At 71.1% G+C, this 14,294-nt stretch carries 13 protein-coding genes; 4 read left to right on the top strand and 9 right to left on the bottom strand.

Annotation, left to right across the window (positions count from 1 at the left end):
* The first annotated feature begins 21 nt into the window (after positions 1-21).
* Genes ACFQ27_RS11190 through ACFQ27_RS11180 form a run of 3 tightly spaced genes read left to right on the top strand, consistent with a single transcriptional unit; the run spans position 22 to position 4,315 of the window.
* A complete protein-coding gene (locus tag ACFQ27_RS11190; protein ID WP_377353643.1) occupies positions 22-1,449 on the top strand; it encodes a methylmalonyl-CoA mutase family protein in 1,428 nt (475 codons plus the stop codon).
* Positions 1,446-3,602 carry a methylmalonyl-CoA mutase gene (gene scpA / locus ACFQ27_RS11185; protein ID WP_377353642.1) on the top strand — a complete coding sequence of 719 codons (2,157 nt, stop codon included), beginning with the start codon at positions 1,446-1,448 and terminating at the stop codon, positions 3,600-3,602. The genes ACFQ27_RS11190 and scpA overlap by 4 nt, the downstream gene beginning before the upstream one ends.
* On the top strand, positions 3,602-4,315 hold the full coding sequence (locus ACFQ27_RS11180; protein WP_374344810.1) for a M23 family metallopeptidase: 714 nt from the start codon (positions 3,602-3,604) through the stop codon (positions 4,313-4,315). The genes scpA and ACFQ27_RS11180 overlap by 1 nt, the downstream gene beginning before the upstream one ends.
* Here ACFQ27_RS11180 and ACFQ27_RS11175 read toward each other — a convergent pair.
* The 3 genes from ACFQ27_RS11175 to ACFQ27_RS11165 all read right to left on the bottom strand — a co-directional run bounded on the left by ACFQ27_RS11175 (position 4,269) and on the right by ACFQ27_RS11165 (position 6,915).
* The gene (locus ACFQ27_RS11175; RefSeq protein WP_377353641.1) at positions 4,269-5,930 is read right to left on the bottom strand and encodes a SulP family inorganic anion transporter; all 1,662 of its coding nucleotides are present in this window, start codon (positions 5,928-5,930) and stop codon (positions 4,269-4,271) included. The two genes, ACFQ27_RS11180 and ACFQ27_RS11175, sit on opposite strands and share 47 nt — an antisense overlap.
* Before the next feature lie 80 nt (positions 5,931-6,010).
* A complete protein-coding gene (locus ACFQ27_RS11170) occupies positions 6,011-6,418 on the bottom strand; it encodes a DUF4112 domain-containing protein (protein WP_374344812.1) in 408 nt (135 codons plus the stop codon).
* Between the two features lie 35 nt (positions 6,419-6,453).
* A complete protein-coding gene (locus tag ACFQ27_RS11165; protein ID WP_374344813.1) occupies positions 6,454-6,915 on the bottom strand; it encodes a DUF4112 domain-containing protein in 462 nt (153 codons plus the stop codon).
* 161 nt (positions 6,916-7,076) lie between these two features.
* Here ACFQ27_RS11165 and ACFQ27_RS11160 point away from each other — a divergent pair, with 161 nt between their 5' ends.
* A complete protein-coding gene (locus ACFQ27_RS11160; RefSeq protein ID WP_374344814.1) occupies positions 7,077-7,415 on the top strand; it encodes a heavy metal-binding domain-containing protein in 339 nt (112 codons plus the stop codon).
* Between the two features lie 2 nt (positions 7,416-7,417).
* Here ACFQ27_RS11160 and dgcA read toward each other — a convergent pair whose 3' ends face one another.
* From dgcA to ACFQ27_RS11130, 6 genes are all read right to left on the bottom strand, one after another.
* Positions 7,418-8,404 carry an N-acetyl-D-Glu racemase DgcA gene (gene dgcA, locus ACFQ27_RS11155; RefSeq protein WP_377353640.1) on the bottom strand — a complete coding sequence of 329 codons (987 nt, stop codon included), beginning with the start codon at positions 8,402-8,404 and terminating at the stop codon, positions 7,418-7,420.
* A complete protein-coding gene (locus ACFQ27_RS11150) occupies positions 8,401-11,004 on the bottom strand; it encodes a polar localization protein TipN (protein WP_377353639.1) in 2,604 nt (867 codons plus the stop codon). The genes dgcA and ACFQ27_RS11150 overlap by 4 nt, the downstream gene beginning before the upstream one ends.
* Before the next feature lie 175 nt (positions 11,005-11,179).
* Positions 11,180-11,422 carry a hypothetical protein gene (locus ACFQ27_RS11145; protein ID WP_377353638.1) on the bottom strand — a complete coding sequence of 81 codons (243 nt, stop codon included), beginning with the start codon at positions 11,420-11,422 and terminating at the stop codon, positions 11,180-11,182.
* Positions 11,423-11,534: 112 nt separating this feature from the next.
* Positions 11,535-12,164, bottom strand: a complete 630-nt coding sequence (locus tag ACFQ27_RS11140; RefSeq protein ID WP_374344818.1) for a beta/gamma crystallin-related protein — start codon at positions 12,162-12,164, stop codon at positions 11,535-11,537.
* A gap of 68 nt (positions 12,165-12,232) precedes the next feature.
* Positions 12,233-12,781 (bottom strand): methylated-DNA--[protein]-cysteine S-methyltransferase, encoded by a 549-nt coding sequence (locus ACFQ27_RS11135; protein ID WP_377353637.1) that lies wholly within the window; start codon positions 12,779-12,781, stop codon positions 12,233-12,235.
* Positions 12,771-14,270, bottom strand: coding sequence for an AlkA N-terminal domain-containing protein (locus ACFQ27_RS11130; protein ID WP_377353636.1), 1,500 nt, complete (start codon positions 14,268-14,270; stop codon positions 12,771-12,773). Before ACFQ27_RS11130 ends, ACFQ27_RS11135 begins: the two co-directional genes overlap by 11 nt.
* Positions 14,271-14,294 lie beyond the last annotated feature (24 nt).

The raw sequence follows: 14,294 nt of genomic DNA, 5'->3' as shown, positions 1-14,294 counted from the left end.
GAACGGCCCATCTGGCGCGCGATGACGAACCCTGCGCCCCAGATCACCAGCCCCTTCCCGGCCGCCACCGCCGACCAATGGCGGTCCCTGGTCGAGAAGACCCTCAAGGACGCCCCTTTCGAGAGCCTGCGCAAGGCCACCCCGGAAGGCCTGGCCATCGAGCCGCTCTACGAAGCGCCCGACAACGCCCCGGTCCTGGCCACCCGTCCCTATGACGTGGAACGCCCCTGGGATCTGCGGGTCGCCACCACGCACCCGGACCCCGCGGCGGCCCGCAATCAGCTGATCAGAGATCTGGAAGGCGGCGCGGCCTCGGTCCTCGTGCGCCTGGACCCGACCGGCCAGGCCGGCGTCGCCGTCGGCTCGCCCGAGGCCCTCGCCAAGGCCCTCGACGGCGTCCTGGTGGAGCTGGCGTCTGTGGCCCTCGACGCCGGCTTTCTCGGGCCCAAGGCCGCCGATTGGCTGAGCGCCTTCGCCAAGTCCGCCCCGAACGCCGTGCTGGCCTTCCACATGGATCCCTTGAGCGCCTTCGCCGAAGCCGGCGAGAGCCCGGGTCCCGTCGAAAGCCATCTCGTCTCCGCCGCCACCGTCGGCGCGCGTCTGGCCGAGATCTATCCCAAGGCCACCCTGTTCCTGGCCTCCGGACGTGTGGTCCATGAGGCCGGCGGCGGCGAAGCCGGCGAACTGGCCTTCGCCATCGCCTCGGCCATCGCCTACGCCAAGGCCGCCGTTGTGGCCGGCATGTCGATGGAGGACGCCTTCAGCCGCATCGTGCTGGGCCTGTCCGCCGACGTCGACTACTTCCTGACCATCGCCAAGCTGAGGGCCGCCCGCCTGCTCTGGGCCCAGGTCACCGCCGCCTGCGGTGTCTCGGTCCCCGCCCGGATCGAAGCCCGGTCCTCGGCCCGCATGCTGGCCGCCCAGGACGCCTGGACCAACATGCTGCGCCTGACCTCGGCCGCCTTCGGCGCCTCGGTCGGCGGCGCGGACGCCGTGGTGCTCGGCGCATTCACCGATCCCCTCGGCCCGCCCACCGCCTTCGCCCGCCGCCAGAGCCGCAACACCCAGTTGGTGCTGATGGAAGAGGCTCACCTCGGCCGCGTCGCCGACCCCGCCGCCGGCGCCGGCTATGTCGAGACCCTCACCGACGAGATCGCCCGCGCCGCCTGGACCCAGGTCCAGGCCATCGAGGCCAAGGGCGGCCTGATCAACGCCCTGGCCGCCGGCCTCGTCGCCGACGAGGTCGCCAAGGTGGTCGCCGCCCGTGATCCCAAGCCGCGTATCGTCGGCGTCACCGCCTTCCCGCCGACCCAACAGGCGCCGGTCGAGGTGGAGCGCGTCACGCCCAAGGCCGTCGACGCTCCCTCGCCCCGCCTGCCCGGTCCGGACGGCCACTGCCCGCCCCTGCGCCCGATCCGCCTCGCCCAAGCCCATGAGGCCGCCCAATGAGCCGTTTCCCCGACTTCGCGACCCTGGCCTACGCCCCGCCGTCCGCCGGCGCCGCGCCGGCCGGCCCCGCCTGGGAAACCCCTGAAGGCATCGCCGTGAAGACCGGCTACGCCAAGGCAGACATCGCCGGCCTGGATGCGCTCGCCGGCTATCCTGGCCTCGCGCCCTTCGTGCGCGGTCCCTACCCGACCATGTACCTCACCAACCCGTGGACCGTGCGCCAGTACGCCGGCTTCTCCACGGCCGAGGACTCCAACGCCTTCTACCGCCGCAACCTGGCCGCAGGTCAGATGGGCCTGTCCATCGCCTTCGACCTGGCCACCCACCGCGGCTACGATTCCGATCACCCCCGGGTGAAGGGCGACGTCGGCATGGCGGGCGTCGCCATCGACTCCATCCTGGACATGCGGACCCTGTTTGACGGCATCCCGCTCGACAAGATGAGCGTCTCGATGACCATGAACGGCGCGGTGCTGCCGATCCTGGCCCTTTACATCGTCGCCGCCGAGGAACAGGGCGTCAGCCACGCCCAACTGTCGGGCACGATCCAGAACGACATCCTCAAGGAGTTCCTGGTCCGGAACACCTACATCTATCCGCCCGCGCCCTCGATGCGGATCATTTCGGATATCTTTTCATATACTTCGCGCGAAATGCCGAAGTTCAACTCGATCTCGATTTCCGGCTATCACATCCAGGAAGCCGGGGCGACGCTCGACCTGGAGCTGGCCTACACCCTGGCCGACGGGATCGAGTATGTCCGCGCCGGCGTCGCCGCCGGCATGACCGTCGACCAGTTCGCCCCGCGCCTGTCGTTCTTCTGGAACGCCGGCATGAACACCTTCATGGAGATCGCCAAGCAGCGCGCTGGCCGCCTGCTGTGGGCCAAGCTCATGAAGGAGAACTTCGACCCCAAGGACAGCCGCTCCCTGTCCCTGCGCGCCCACACCCAGACCAGCGGCTGGAGCCTCGCGGCCCAGGACGTCTACAACAACGTCGCCCGCACCGTCGTCGAGGCCATGGCCGCGGCCGGCGGCCAAACCCAGAGCCTGCACACCAACTCGCTGGACGAGGCCCTGGCCCTGCCCACCGACTTCTCGGCCCGGATCGCCCGCAACACCCAGCTGTTCCTGCAGCTGGAGAGCGGCCAGAACCGCGTCGTCGATCCCTGGGGCGGCTCCTACTATATCGAGCGCCTGACCGCCGACCTCGCCGCCCGCGCCCTGGAGCACATCGCCGAGGTCGAAGCCCTGGGCGGCATGGCCAAGGCCATCGAGGACGGCCTGCCCAAGCGTCGCATCGAGGAAGCCTCGGCCCGCACCCAGGCCAGCATCGATTCCGGCCGTCAGTCGGTGGTCGGGGTCAACCGCTACAAGCCCGAGACCGCCGACGAGATCCCGGTGCTCAAGGTCGACAACTCCGCCGTCCGCGAGCGCCAGCTGGAAAAGCTCGCCCGCCTGAAGGCCGAGCGCGATCCGGTCGCGGTTGAGGCCGCCCTCACCGCCCTGACCAACGGCGCGGCCGGCGGCGCCAACCTGCTCGAACTCTCCGTCGAGGCGGCCCGCGCCAAGGCGACCGTGGGCGAGATCAGCTACGCCCTGGAAAAGGTCTTCAACCGCCACGCCGCCAAGGCCTCCGCGGTCAGCGGCGTCTACCAGAAGGCCGCCGGCCCCACCCCGGCCGGAGACCGCGCCAAAGCGATGATCGAGGCCTTCCGCCAGGCCGACGGCCGCAAACCCAAGATCATGGTCGCCAAGATGGGCCAGGACGGCCACGACCGCGGCCAGAAGGTGATCGCCTCGGGCTTCGTCGACCTCGGATTCGACGTCGATATTGGCGACCTGTTCCAGACCCCCGCCGAGGCCGCCGCCCAGGCCGTGGCCGAGAACGTCCATGTGGTGGGCGCGAGTTCGCTGGCCGCCGGCCACCTGACCCTGGTGCCGGAACTCAAGGCCGAGCTCGCCAAGCTGGGCCGTCCCGACATCCTGGTCGTTGTCGGAGGCGTGATACCGCCCGAGGACTTCCAGGCCTTGCGCGATTTCGGCGTCGCGGCGATCTTCGCCCCAGGCACCGTGGTTCCGGAGGCGGCGATCGAGGTCATGGACCGTCTGAACGAGCAGATGGGTTACGCCCAGCTGGAGACCGCCGGCTGATGCGCCTGGGCGCCGTCCTCGCCACGGCCGCCCTTCTGGGTGCGCCCTGGCCGGCCGGCGCCGATGACGCCCGCCTGATCGCGGCCAGCCTCCCGGCCCCCGCGCCCGTGCCCATGGCCGGGTCAACGACGCCGATCCGCTATTGGCCGGTGGTGACCGCCCGGCCCAACGCCCTGGTGGTTCCAGCGGTGCTCGCCGACGGCCACGCTCAGGGCGATCCTATGCGGACCTTCGACAGCCGCCGCCCCTCTGATCCGTCCAAGCCCCAGACCCGCCGTCACGTGGGCGTCGACCTCACCGCCGCCGAGGGCGATGCGGTGGTGGCCATGGAGGACGGCAAGATCGTCGCCTTCTACAAGTTCCTGGTCCGCGCGCCCGAGGACGGCGGCGAGGAGACCTGGGCCATCCTCATCGCCCACAAGGATATGGTCGCCCTCTATGGCGAGGTCCGCGCCAACTCCCTGGCCGCCCATCATCTGAAAGTCGGCGACACCGTCAGCGCCGGCCAGCCGATCGGCGTCGTCAGCGGCACGGCTCAGCTGCACACTGAGGTCTACGCCCCCGGCGTCACCCAGAACATCAAGTGGCCTGTGGGCTCGCCTCCGCCGCCGCAGATGCGCAACCCCACCCAACTCCTGCTCGACCTGGCGGCCAATGGCCGACGCCTTACCCCGGATGCGCCGCGTCTGACGGTGGCGACAGCGGCGCCTTAAGCGCCCGCACCGCCGCCTCGGCGCTGGACCGATACCTAACCACCGGCGGCGTCAGCCCCTGAGCCATCAGGGCCCGACGCACCGCCTTGTCCGCCCCGGCCAGATAGACCCTGGCTCCGCGCCGTTGGGCGTTGCGAGCGAAGCCGCTGATCGCCGCCACACCGGACGAGTCCAACAGCCGCACCTCCGACAGGTCCAGCACATAGCCCTTCGGCCGATCCCCGATCTCGTCCAGGGTCGCGCCCACCTGGGCCGTGGCGCCGAAGAAGAAGGCCCCGGCGATCTTCATCACTGCGATGTCGCGATCCGCGGTCAAGACCGGGTCAAAGCCATCCGGCTCGTCCTCCAGCCCCTGCACCTCCACCTGCGAGGCCATGCGGTGAATGAACAGCAGCGCCCCCAGGGAAAAGCCCGCCACGATCCCCGTCGACAGGTCCTTGGCCAGGGTCAGGCCGAAGGTGGTCAGCAGCACCGCCGCGTCCGCCTTCGAGGCCCGCAGCAGAACCGCGAACTCATGCTTCTCGGCCATGTTCCAGGCCACCACCGCCAGCAACCCGGCCAGCGCCGCCAGGGGGATGTAGGCCGCCAGGGGCGCGGCGATCACCATGAAGGCCAACAGGAACGCCGCATGCAGCATCCCCGCCACCGGCCCCCGCGCGCCTGAGCGCACATTGGTCGCGGTCCGGGCGATGGTCCCTGTCACCACGATCCCGCCGAACAGGGCCGAGCCGATATTGGCGATCCCCTGGGCGATCAGTTCCGTATCTGGCCGGTGCCGCCGGCCGGTCATGCTGTCGGCCACCACCGCCGACAACAGGCTCTCAATCGCCCCCAGCAGGGTGAAGGACAGGGCCGAGGGCAGGACCGCCTGAACCTTGTCCCAACCGAGCGCCGGCAGCCTGGGCGCCGGCAGGCCCTGGGCCAGGGCCCCGAACCGCTCACCGATGGTCACGACGTCCAGCTGCGCGACCTGCGCTGTCACCCCGGCCAGGGTGACGGCGATCAGCATGCCCGGCCACTGGGGGCGGAACCGCTTCAGGCCCAGGATCACAACCATCACGCCGACCGCCAGCCCGATAGCCTGGGGGTTCGCCGTTGGCGCAGCCCTGATGAGCGCCCCAAGCTTGGCGGCCAATTCCCCTGGCTCAGGCCCCAACAGGGTCAGACCGAACAGGTCCTTGATCTGGCTGGCGAAGATGATCACCGCGATCCCGGCGGTGAACCCCACCGTCACCGGATAGGGCATGTAGCGGATGAAGGCGCCGGCCCGGATCAGCCCCAGGACCGTCAGCATCAGCCCCGACAGCATGGTCGCCAGCAGCAGACCGTCGAGCCCATGCGCCCGCACCGTCGCCGCCACCAGGACGATGAACGCGCCCGCCGGCCCGCCGATCTGGAACCGGCTGCCGCCCAACAGCGACACCAGGAAACCGCCGACGATGGCGGTGAACAGGCCTCGGTCCGGCGACACGCCGGAGGCGATGGCGATGGCCATGGACAGGGGCAGGGCGACGATGGCCACCGTCAGGCCGGCGACGGCGTCGGCGCGCAACTCCGGAAGTCCGTAGCCTTCCTTGAAAACGGTGAGCAGCTTGGGTGCGAAGCGAGCCGGCATGGGCCTCCCCCTGTCTTGCTGGCGGCGACCCTAGGCCCGCGACTCAGGCGCGGGACAGTTTGCGAGATATTCTCAAGCGCTCAGCGCCGCCCCTTGCGCCCCTTGGACGGCTTGCGACCGCCCCAGCCGGGCAGGTCCGAGGGGCCATGCCGCGCCTCGATATCCTTCTGCAGGGCGTTGGCCGCCATCAGGTGTCCGGGGAACAGGGCGTCGATGGCCCAGCCGGCCAGGGGCACGCTGGACGTCGCGGTGTCCGCGGCCAGATAGGCGATCATGCGCAGGATGGTGGCCGCCGAGGCCCGGGCCGACAGCGCCTGGCCAACCAGCAGCGCGCCGGCGCCGACGCTGTAGATGGGGCCAAGCCCCGGGATCCAGTCGAGCACGGCGTCCAGCCCGATGCCGAACGGCCCGACGCCCACCAGACGGTCGGACAGCCGCTTGATGCGTTCCGCTGAGCGCCAGGCCCGATGGGCTCTTTCCTGGGTCATCCGCCCCCTAACGCCCGCCGCGCCCCATGGCTCCGCTAACCGAGAAACACCACCCGGCGCTTTTCCTTGCCGGCCCGGATGCGCGACAGGATCTCCTTGTACTCCGGGCTCGACTGGACGTCCTTGCGGGACCCCTCGAAATAGATCGTGTCTTCCATGTGGTTCAGCAACAGGTCGGCCGACCATTTGTGGCCCGTGAACAGCACGTCCGCCAGCTTGCCCAGGGTCTTGGCCGCCCCGGCCAGGGTGTCGATGACGATGATGGCGGTCATCTGCAGCAGCACCATCGGCGCGGCCCTCGCCCGCACGCCGTCATAGATCAGCAGCAGGCCCGCCCCCAGGCTGTACAGCTCGCCGGCGCCGGGGATCCAGGTCAACAGGCCGTCGAGCCCGATTCCCAGCGGACCAATCCCGATCACATTGTCCGACAGCTTCTTCGTACGCTCGATGCTGTTGCGGATGTTGTGCAGATCGATATGCGACCGCGCCAGGATCATGAGCCGTCCCCAGGGATACCGCCAACACCATGCCGCATGCGGGGCTCGGCTCAAAGCCCAGCCGCCCGCTTTTCGCCCGTCAGGCTAGTCGCGCATCAATTCCTGCCCCTCAGGCGGGAGACGCCCTCGCGGACGACCACAATCCACCCTATGTTCTGGGCATGGCCAAGTCTGAAACACCTGTCCTGCTCGTCACCACCCACTTCATTGAGGGCCGGCCCGTGCGCCAGCACCTGGGCATGGTCTCATCCCAGGCGATCCTGGGCGCCAATGTGGTGCTGGACCTGATGAACGCCATCCGCGATTTCATCGGCGGCCGGTCAAAGGGCTATGAGCGCATCCTGGCCCAGGCCCGGGCCGACGCCATGCGCGGCCTGGAAGCCGAGGCCCGCGCCATAGGCGCCAACGCCGTGCTGGGTGTCGACCTCGACTACAATACGGTGGGGCCGAACGGCTCGATGCTGATGGTCTCGGTCAACGGCTCGGCCGTCATTCTCTAGCTTTAGGCGCCCCAGAGCTCCGCGCCCGGCGGGTGGATCAACGACCCGTCGATCCTCAGGCCCGGCGTGCGGTCCTTGGCCAGCAGCAGCGGTCCGTCCAGGTCCACGAAGGCCGCGCCCTGGGCCAGGATCACCCCTGGCGCCATGGCGAGCGACGTCCCGACCATGCAGCCAGCCATCACCTCCAGGCCGAGCTCCGCGGCGCGGGCCTTCATCGCCAGGGCCTCGGTCAGGCCGCCGGCCTTGTCGAGCTTGATGTTCACGCAGGCATAGCGCCGCGCGCAGGTCTCCAGCTCCAGCCGCGTCCGAACGCTCTCGTCCGCGCACAGCGGCACGGGGCTGACCCAGCCCTCCAGCGCCTCGTCGGCGCCTGCGGGCAGCGGCTGTTCCACCAGTTTGACGTCCAGCCGCGCGAACTCCGGCGCCAGCCGCTTCAGGTCCTCGAAGCTCAGGGCCTCATTGGCGTCCACCACCAGCCGGGTCTTCGGCGCCGCGGCCCGGACTGCCTCGACCCGGTCGAGATCGCCGGCTGCGCCGATCTTCAGCTTCAACATCGGTCGGCGCTGTAGGCCTCGGGCGACCTCCGCCATCGCCTCCGGCGTATCCAGGCTCAAGGTCACGCAGGTCTTGACCGGGTCCAACCGCGCCAGCCCCGCGGTCTTCCACGCGGGCTGTCCGGTCAGCTTGGCCTCCAGGTCCCACAGGGCGCAGTCCAGCGCATTGCGGGCCGCACCGGCCATGACCAGGTCCTGCAGCTCGCCCCGCGTCGCCCCGGACTCAATGGCCGGCCGCAGGCGCTCGACCGTGTCCATCGCCCCCTCGACGGTCTCGCCATAGCGGGCGTAGGGCACGGCCTCCCCGCGACCGGTGACTCCAGCCTGGGAGATCTCCACCACCAGCACATGGGCTTCGGTCTTGGCGCCGCGGGCGATGGTGAAGACGTGCGCCGTCGGCCAGCGCTCGTCCAGCACGCGCAGGGTCCGGATCAAATCAGGTCGCCGGCCGCCGCATCCAGCAGCAGGAACACGCGGCCGGCCTCGGTCGCCAGCAGCTCCGCCGCCAGCCGGCCCTCGGGGTCACGCTCAATCGTCTCGGCCAGCAGGTCCTGGTGCTGGTTCAGGTGCGCGATAGCCCGGCGCTTCAGCCGGTCGTCCGAGAACAGCTTGCGGGCCAGCCGCCGGGTCGCGGCCGGGGCCAGCCGGCGCACGACCTCGCGGGCGCCGTCGAAGTCCTGGGCCTGGATGGCGGCGGCGATCTCGTCGATCCGCGCCCGCGGCAACAGCGCCGCCGGGTCGATCCCCAGGTCCGCAATATCCGCGCGCAGGGTGTCATCCAGGGGCGGCTCGTCGCCCCCAGCCTGGCCCGCTCCGCCGCCCGTATCCATGGCGCTCAGCAGGTCCTTCCAGGTCCAGTCGTCGCGCCCCTCAGGCCCCTTCGGGGCTTCGGGCGGCGCGCGGCCGGTGGCCTGCTCGAACACATCGCTGAACTCCCGGTCGGTGGCGGTCGGGGTCAGCCGCAGGCGCGGGCGCTGGAAGGGTTCCTCCGGCGCCGGGGTGATCGGCTGGTCCAGCTCCAGATCGTCCTCGTCAGGCTCCGACAAGGCCGATGCAGGCTCTGGCGCGGGCCGGGCCATCGGCGTTCGGGCCGGGCGCGCAGGACGCTCCCGGGGCGGCGCAGGTGTGGCGAAGCTGCCGGCCGCGCCGGCCACCGTGCCCATCATCCGCACGGCCTCGCTCAGCATTTCATAGTTGCGGCGAACCCGTTCCTGGAAGGCCATGTCGATGGCCTGGGTCTCGTCCGCCGTGCGCCGCGCATAGTCCATCAGCTCGTCGATGGAATCGGCGACCGCCTGGCGGACCTCCTCGGCCTGGCCCTTGGCCGTCGCCGGCAGGCGCGCGGCCCGCGCCTCGATCTCGGCCATCATGCCGGCCAGCTCGTCTAAGGTGGTGCGCGCGGCAGCCGCCCCCTCGTCCAGCTTGCGGGCCGTGGCCGCCCCGGCCTGCTCGACCATCTGGGCGGACTTTTCGATCAGCTCGCGCGCCTCGGCCAGGCGGGTCTCGAACACCTGGTTGGCGCGCTGGCCAGCGGTGAAAGCGGCCTCAGACAGCTGGTCCACCTGCTGGCGCGCGGTCTCGGCGTGGCGTTCGGCGGCGAGGCGGGTCTGCTCGGCGGCCTCGGCCAGGCCGGCGATGGCGGCCCGCGTCTGGGCCTCCAGCCGCGCCCGCTCCTCGGCGGCGGCCTGGGAGACAGCCTCCATGGAATGCAGGGTCGACTGGCCGAACTCGTCCCGCTCCGCCGCGGCGGATTCCGCCAGTTCACGGAACTGGTCCGCGGCCTCGGCGATCAGCTGGCGAAGGGCCTCGCCGCCCTTCACCGCCCGGTCGCCCAGCTCTGCCGCCGACAGCCGGGCCTGGGAGATGAACTCCGACAGCTGGGCCGCGTGGGTCTCGGCCTGGGCCGCGAACGCCTCCTGGTCGGACCGCAGGGCGTGGGCCGTGGTCACCAGGCCAGCGCGCTGCTCAGTCAGGCTGCGCTCCACCTGGGAAATCTGGTCGGTGACGCCGACGCCGGCGGTCTCCAGACGGGCGATGTGCCGGGTCAGGTCCTCGCCCGCCGTCCGCGCCGCGTCGCTCGCCTCGCCGGCCGCAGCCGCCAGGTCCGCAGCCCGCGCCGCCAGGGCCGCCTCGGCCTCGCGGATCTGGGTCTCAGCCAGGTCGGAGGCCTCAGCCACCATCCGCGCCTTCTGGGTGATGGCGTCGGCGACGGCCACCGCCTGCTTGTCCAGCTGCTGGGCCAGGTCGCCGAACTCCTGGCGCTCACGGCCCAGGGTCTCGCTCAGGGTCGAGGCCGTGCGCGCCGACTGCGACGCCGCCTCCACCAGCCGCTCGCTTTCAACGGCCAAGGCCTGGCGCAGGGCCAGCAGGGTTTCGCGCGCCTCGTCCGCGGCCGCGCCGGCCCGCTCGATTTCCTGGCGAACCCCTTGGACCACGTCCGCGGCCTGGGCTCCGGCGGCCATGGCCGGCGTCACCATCTGGTCCGCCAGCGCCTGGGCGCGGCGCGACTCCAGACCCAGCAGCTGGCCCTGGCGCACCATGTAGGCGGCGATCCAGACAAAGGCCGCCGGCCCGATGGCCATGGCGGCCAGCACCGTCAGGACGAAGGGATCGAAATCGAAAGGCGAGCGCGCCCGCTGATAGCCGAAGGCGAAGGCGATCGGCGCACAGGCCCACAGCACCGAGACAAAGAAGGCCGCCAGATAGATCGGCCAGCCGCTTGGCGCCTCAATGGCGGCGGGCGGCGGCGTACGCGCGGAGGGCTCCGGCCAGGTGATGGGCGCGCGCGGCGACACCGCCTTGGCCTCGGCGGCGGCGGGCGCAGCCTGGTGCGACATCGCGGGCTGGCTCAGTGGCGGGGCCTCAAGAGCCGGCGGCGGCGTCGGGGCCAGATCCTCATCGGGCCGGGCCTCCATCAGGTCCGCTGGCGCAGCGTCATGAACGGCGTCAGGCGCGGCTTCCTGGACGGCAGGCGTGACGCCCTCGTCCGAAATGGCCTGGAAATCTGCCGGCTGGCGCCGCTTCTTGATCTTCATACGCGGACTTGCTCAAGCGCCTCACGACCTGCGACCGCGGCGGGTCATCACGTCCCGCGCGAATTCGCGCCCCAAGTGAAACGATTACCGGCGATCAGCCCCTAGGCAAAGCGTCATGCGACGGAATCTTTTGCTCTGGAGGCGTATTGTCGCGGAAAGCTCGCGTCCTTGAGCCTCAGGCCCGGTCGCGACAGCCCTGGGTCGGGGCGGCCTTGGACAAAGGAGCGTTCAGGGCGGAGGTGCGCGGCGCGACAACCTTAACCGCCGGCTTGGGCGCAACAGTGCGCGCCACGCTCTTCTCGGCCGCCGCCGGGGGCTTCTCTGCCTGGGGGGCTTCGAGGGTGACGCCGAAATGGGAATAGGCCACAGCCGAGGAGTGGACGACGACGGCGGCGACGATTTCGGTCAAGGTCTGCACCGAACCCTCCCGCGCCCGACACGATTCCACAGCGCCTTATAGGCGAAGCCGGGCCGTAGCGCGACGCTGGGTAACATGAATTTTCGGTCATGAAGGCGCGGCGCCCGCGCCGTCAGCTTCGGCGGCAGAGAACGTCCCGCAGCACCGGCGTCTCGCCCACATAGCGGCCGGCATAGTCCAGGGCGCGCGCCGCCCGCTGGCTGGCGTCGTAATAGGCCCCGGCGCCCAGGCCCGCGGACTTGCAGAAGGCCGCGGCCGCCGCCCCGCTCGCGGCGATGTCCCACCCCATGGCGCTCGGAAAAGGAAACAGCACACCGGTGGCGGCTTGGATCGGTCGCGCGGCCGGGGGGCCGGGCCAGGGGGCGTTGGCCTGCCAGCGCGGCGCGTTGTCCCAGACCCGCTCCTCATAGGCCTGCAGGGACGAGATCTTCTGGGACAGGCCCATCTTGGACAGGTCAGGGGCGTCGCCGCCGACCTCCTGGCAGCGACCCCGGAACTCGCTGTCCTGGCAGATCCGCCAGCGCCCCTGGAAGCGCGCGCTCTGGGCCATGTCATTGAAATTCAGGTTGGAAAGGTCGCCCGAATAGGCCTCCAGGGTGATCTGCCGCCCCTGGAAGTTCGGCAGTTCGTAGAGGGTCGCGACCGGCGCCGACACAGGCCGGGCGATGTCCTGAACCGCCGCGGGTCCAGGCGGCCCCCGATGCAGCAGACCGGACAGGCCCAGCAGAATGATCACCTTCACGCGCACCCCCTCGGACCTGAGTCCGCCCCCACCCTAGCGGCGGGGACGGCGGACGCAATGCAGCGGGCTTACCTTGCGGGATGAGGCGCCTTGAACTGGGCGCCTTCATGGGCCAGCAGCCAGGCCTTGCGGGAAAGTCCGCCACCATAGCCGGTCAGGCCGCCATCTGCGCCGATCACCCGATGGCAGGGCGCGACCAGGGCGATCGGGTTGGCGCCATTGGCCAGCCCCACCGCCCGCACCGCCGCCGGCCGCCCGATCCGCTGGGCCAGGCCCTTGTAGGTCAGGGTCTCACCGGCCGGGATGGTGGTCAGGGCGCTCCAGACCTCGCGCTGGAAGTCCGTGCCGTTGGTGCGCCAGGCCAGGCCGGACAGGGCCGCCAGGTCGCCGGCGAAGTACCGCTCCAGCGCCTCGGCGACCTGGCGGGGCGCCGTCCCCTCCCGTGTCTCGCGCTCGCCATAGCCGCGGGCGAGCAGGCGGCGCATCCGCGGCGCATAGTCGTGGAAGTCCAGGGCGCGCAGGGCCTCGCCCTCATCGGTGACGATCAGGATCTCCCCGACCGGAGAGGCCAGGCGCGACAGGATCAGGTCCCGAGGGAAGGAGGCTTCAGGCGGCATTGGGCGTCCCTTGGGCGGGTGGGGCGTAAACGGGATCAAAGGCCCAGAGGTGCGAGGCCGCATAGGCGCGCCAGGGCCGCCAGCGCTCGGCCCGCGCCAGCAGCTCCAGCGGGGTCGGCCGCCGCCCCTCCCCGTCCTCCAGCGCCCGCATCAGGCCGATATCGGCGTGCGGGAAGGCGTCGGGCTCGCGCAGGGCCCGCATGGCGATGTACTGCGCCGTCCACTCCCCGATCCCCGGCAGGGCCTTCAGTCGCGCCACCGCCTCGTCCAGGCTGCGACGGGTTCCGAACAGGTCCGGGTCGGCCGCGGCGGCCTGGGCCAGGGACACCAGGGCCCGCGCTCGCGCTCGGGGCATGCCCAGGGTCTCCACATCCAACAGCGCCATGGCCTGCGGGGTCGGGAACAGCCGGCTCAGGCCGTTGGCCCGCGCCACTTCGGTGTCCAGGGGCGCGCCATGCGCCGCGGTGATGCGGCCGGCCAGGTTCCGCGCCGCGGTCACGGTGATCTGCTGACCCAGCACCGCCCGCACCGCCAGTTCAAAGCCGTTCCAGGCGCCCGGCGCCCGCAAGCCCGGCCGCGCCGCCACCAGGGGCGCCAGGTCCGGATCCTCCGACAGGTGCGCCCCGATCAGGTTGGGATCGGCGGCCAGGTCGAACACCCTTCGCACCCGGGCGATCACCGCCGGCCAGACCTCGACCCTTGGAAAGCTCAGGGTGACCTTCAGCCAGTCCCCCTCGCCGGGCTCGACGACCACCACGCCCACCGCATCGCCCACGGCCAGGGTCCGCGCATAGCGCCGGGCGCTGACTGTCTCGACGCCGGGAATGGCCCGCCCGGCCAGGAAGCTGATCATCGCCTCCCAGTCATAGGGCGCCCGGTAGGGCAGCTTCAGGCTCGCCGCCCCACCCTCGCCTGCCGACAGCTCAAGGGCGCCGCTGCGCCGCAGGGCGCCGGGCGGGCGTCCGAACAGCTGCTGGAAGGTCTCATTGAACCGCCGGACGCTGCCGAAGCCGGCGGCCAGCGCCACCTCGGCCATGGGCAGGCGCGTCTCATGGATCAGCTGCTTGGCCAGCAGCACCCGCCGGGTCTGGGCCACCGCCACCGGCGACGCGCCCAGGTGCTTGCGGAACAGCCGGCGCAGTTGCCGCTCGCCAACCCCCAGCCGCTCGGCCAGGGCCTCGACATCGCCGCCGTCCATCGCCCCCTGCTCGATCAGCGACAGGGCGCGGGTCACGGTGTTGGAGGCGCCGTTCCAGGCGCCCAGGTCCGGCGAGGTCTCAGGTCGGCACCTCAGGCAGGGCCGAAACCCCGCCTCCTGCGCCGCCGCGGCGGAGGGGTAGAAGGTGATGTTCTCGCGCTTCGGCGTCCGGGCGGGGCAGATCGGCCGGCAATAGATCCCCGTGGTCCGGACAGCGCCGAAGATGCGCCCGTCCAGCCGGGCGTCGCGCATCGAAAAGGCGCGGTAACAGGCGTCGTCGTCGAGATCCATGCGCAGATCATCGGCCCCGCCGGA

Origin of the sequence: Phenylobacterium conjunctum, assembly GCF_042679085.1 — a bacterium.
Classification (GTDB): Bacteria; Pseudomonadota; Alphaproteobacteria; order Caulobacterales; family Caulobacteraceae; genus Phenylobacterium; species Phenylobacterium conjunctum.
Note: the sequence above shows the minus strand (reverse complement) of the source record. Positions and strands in the feature narration are given on the sequence as shown.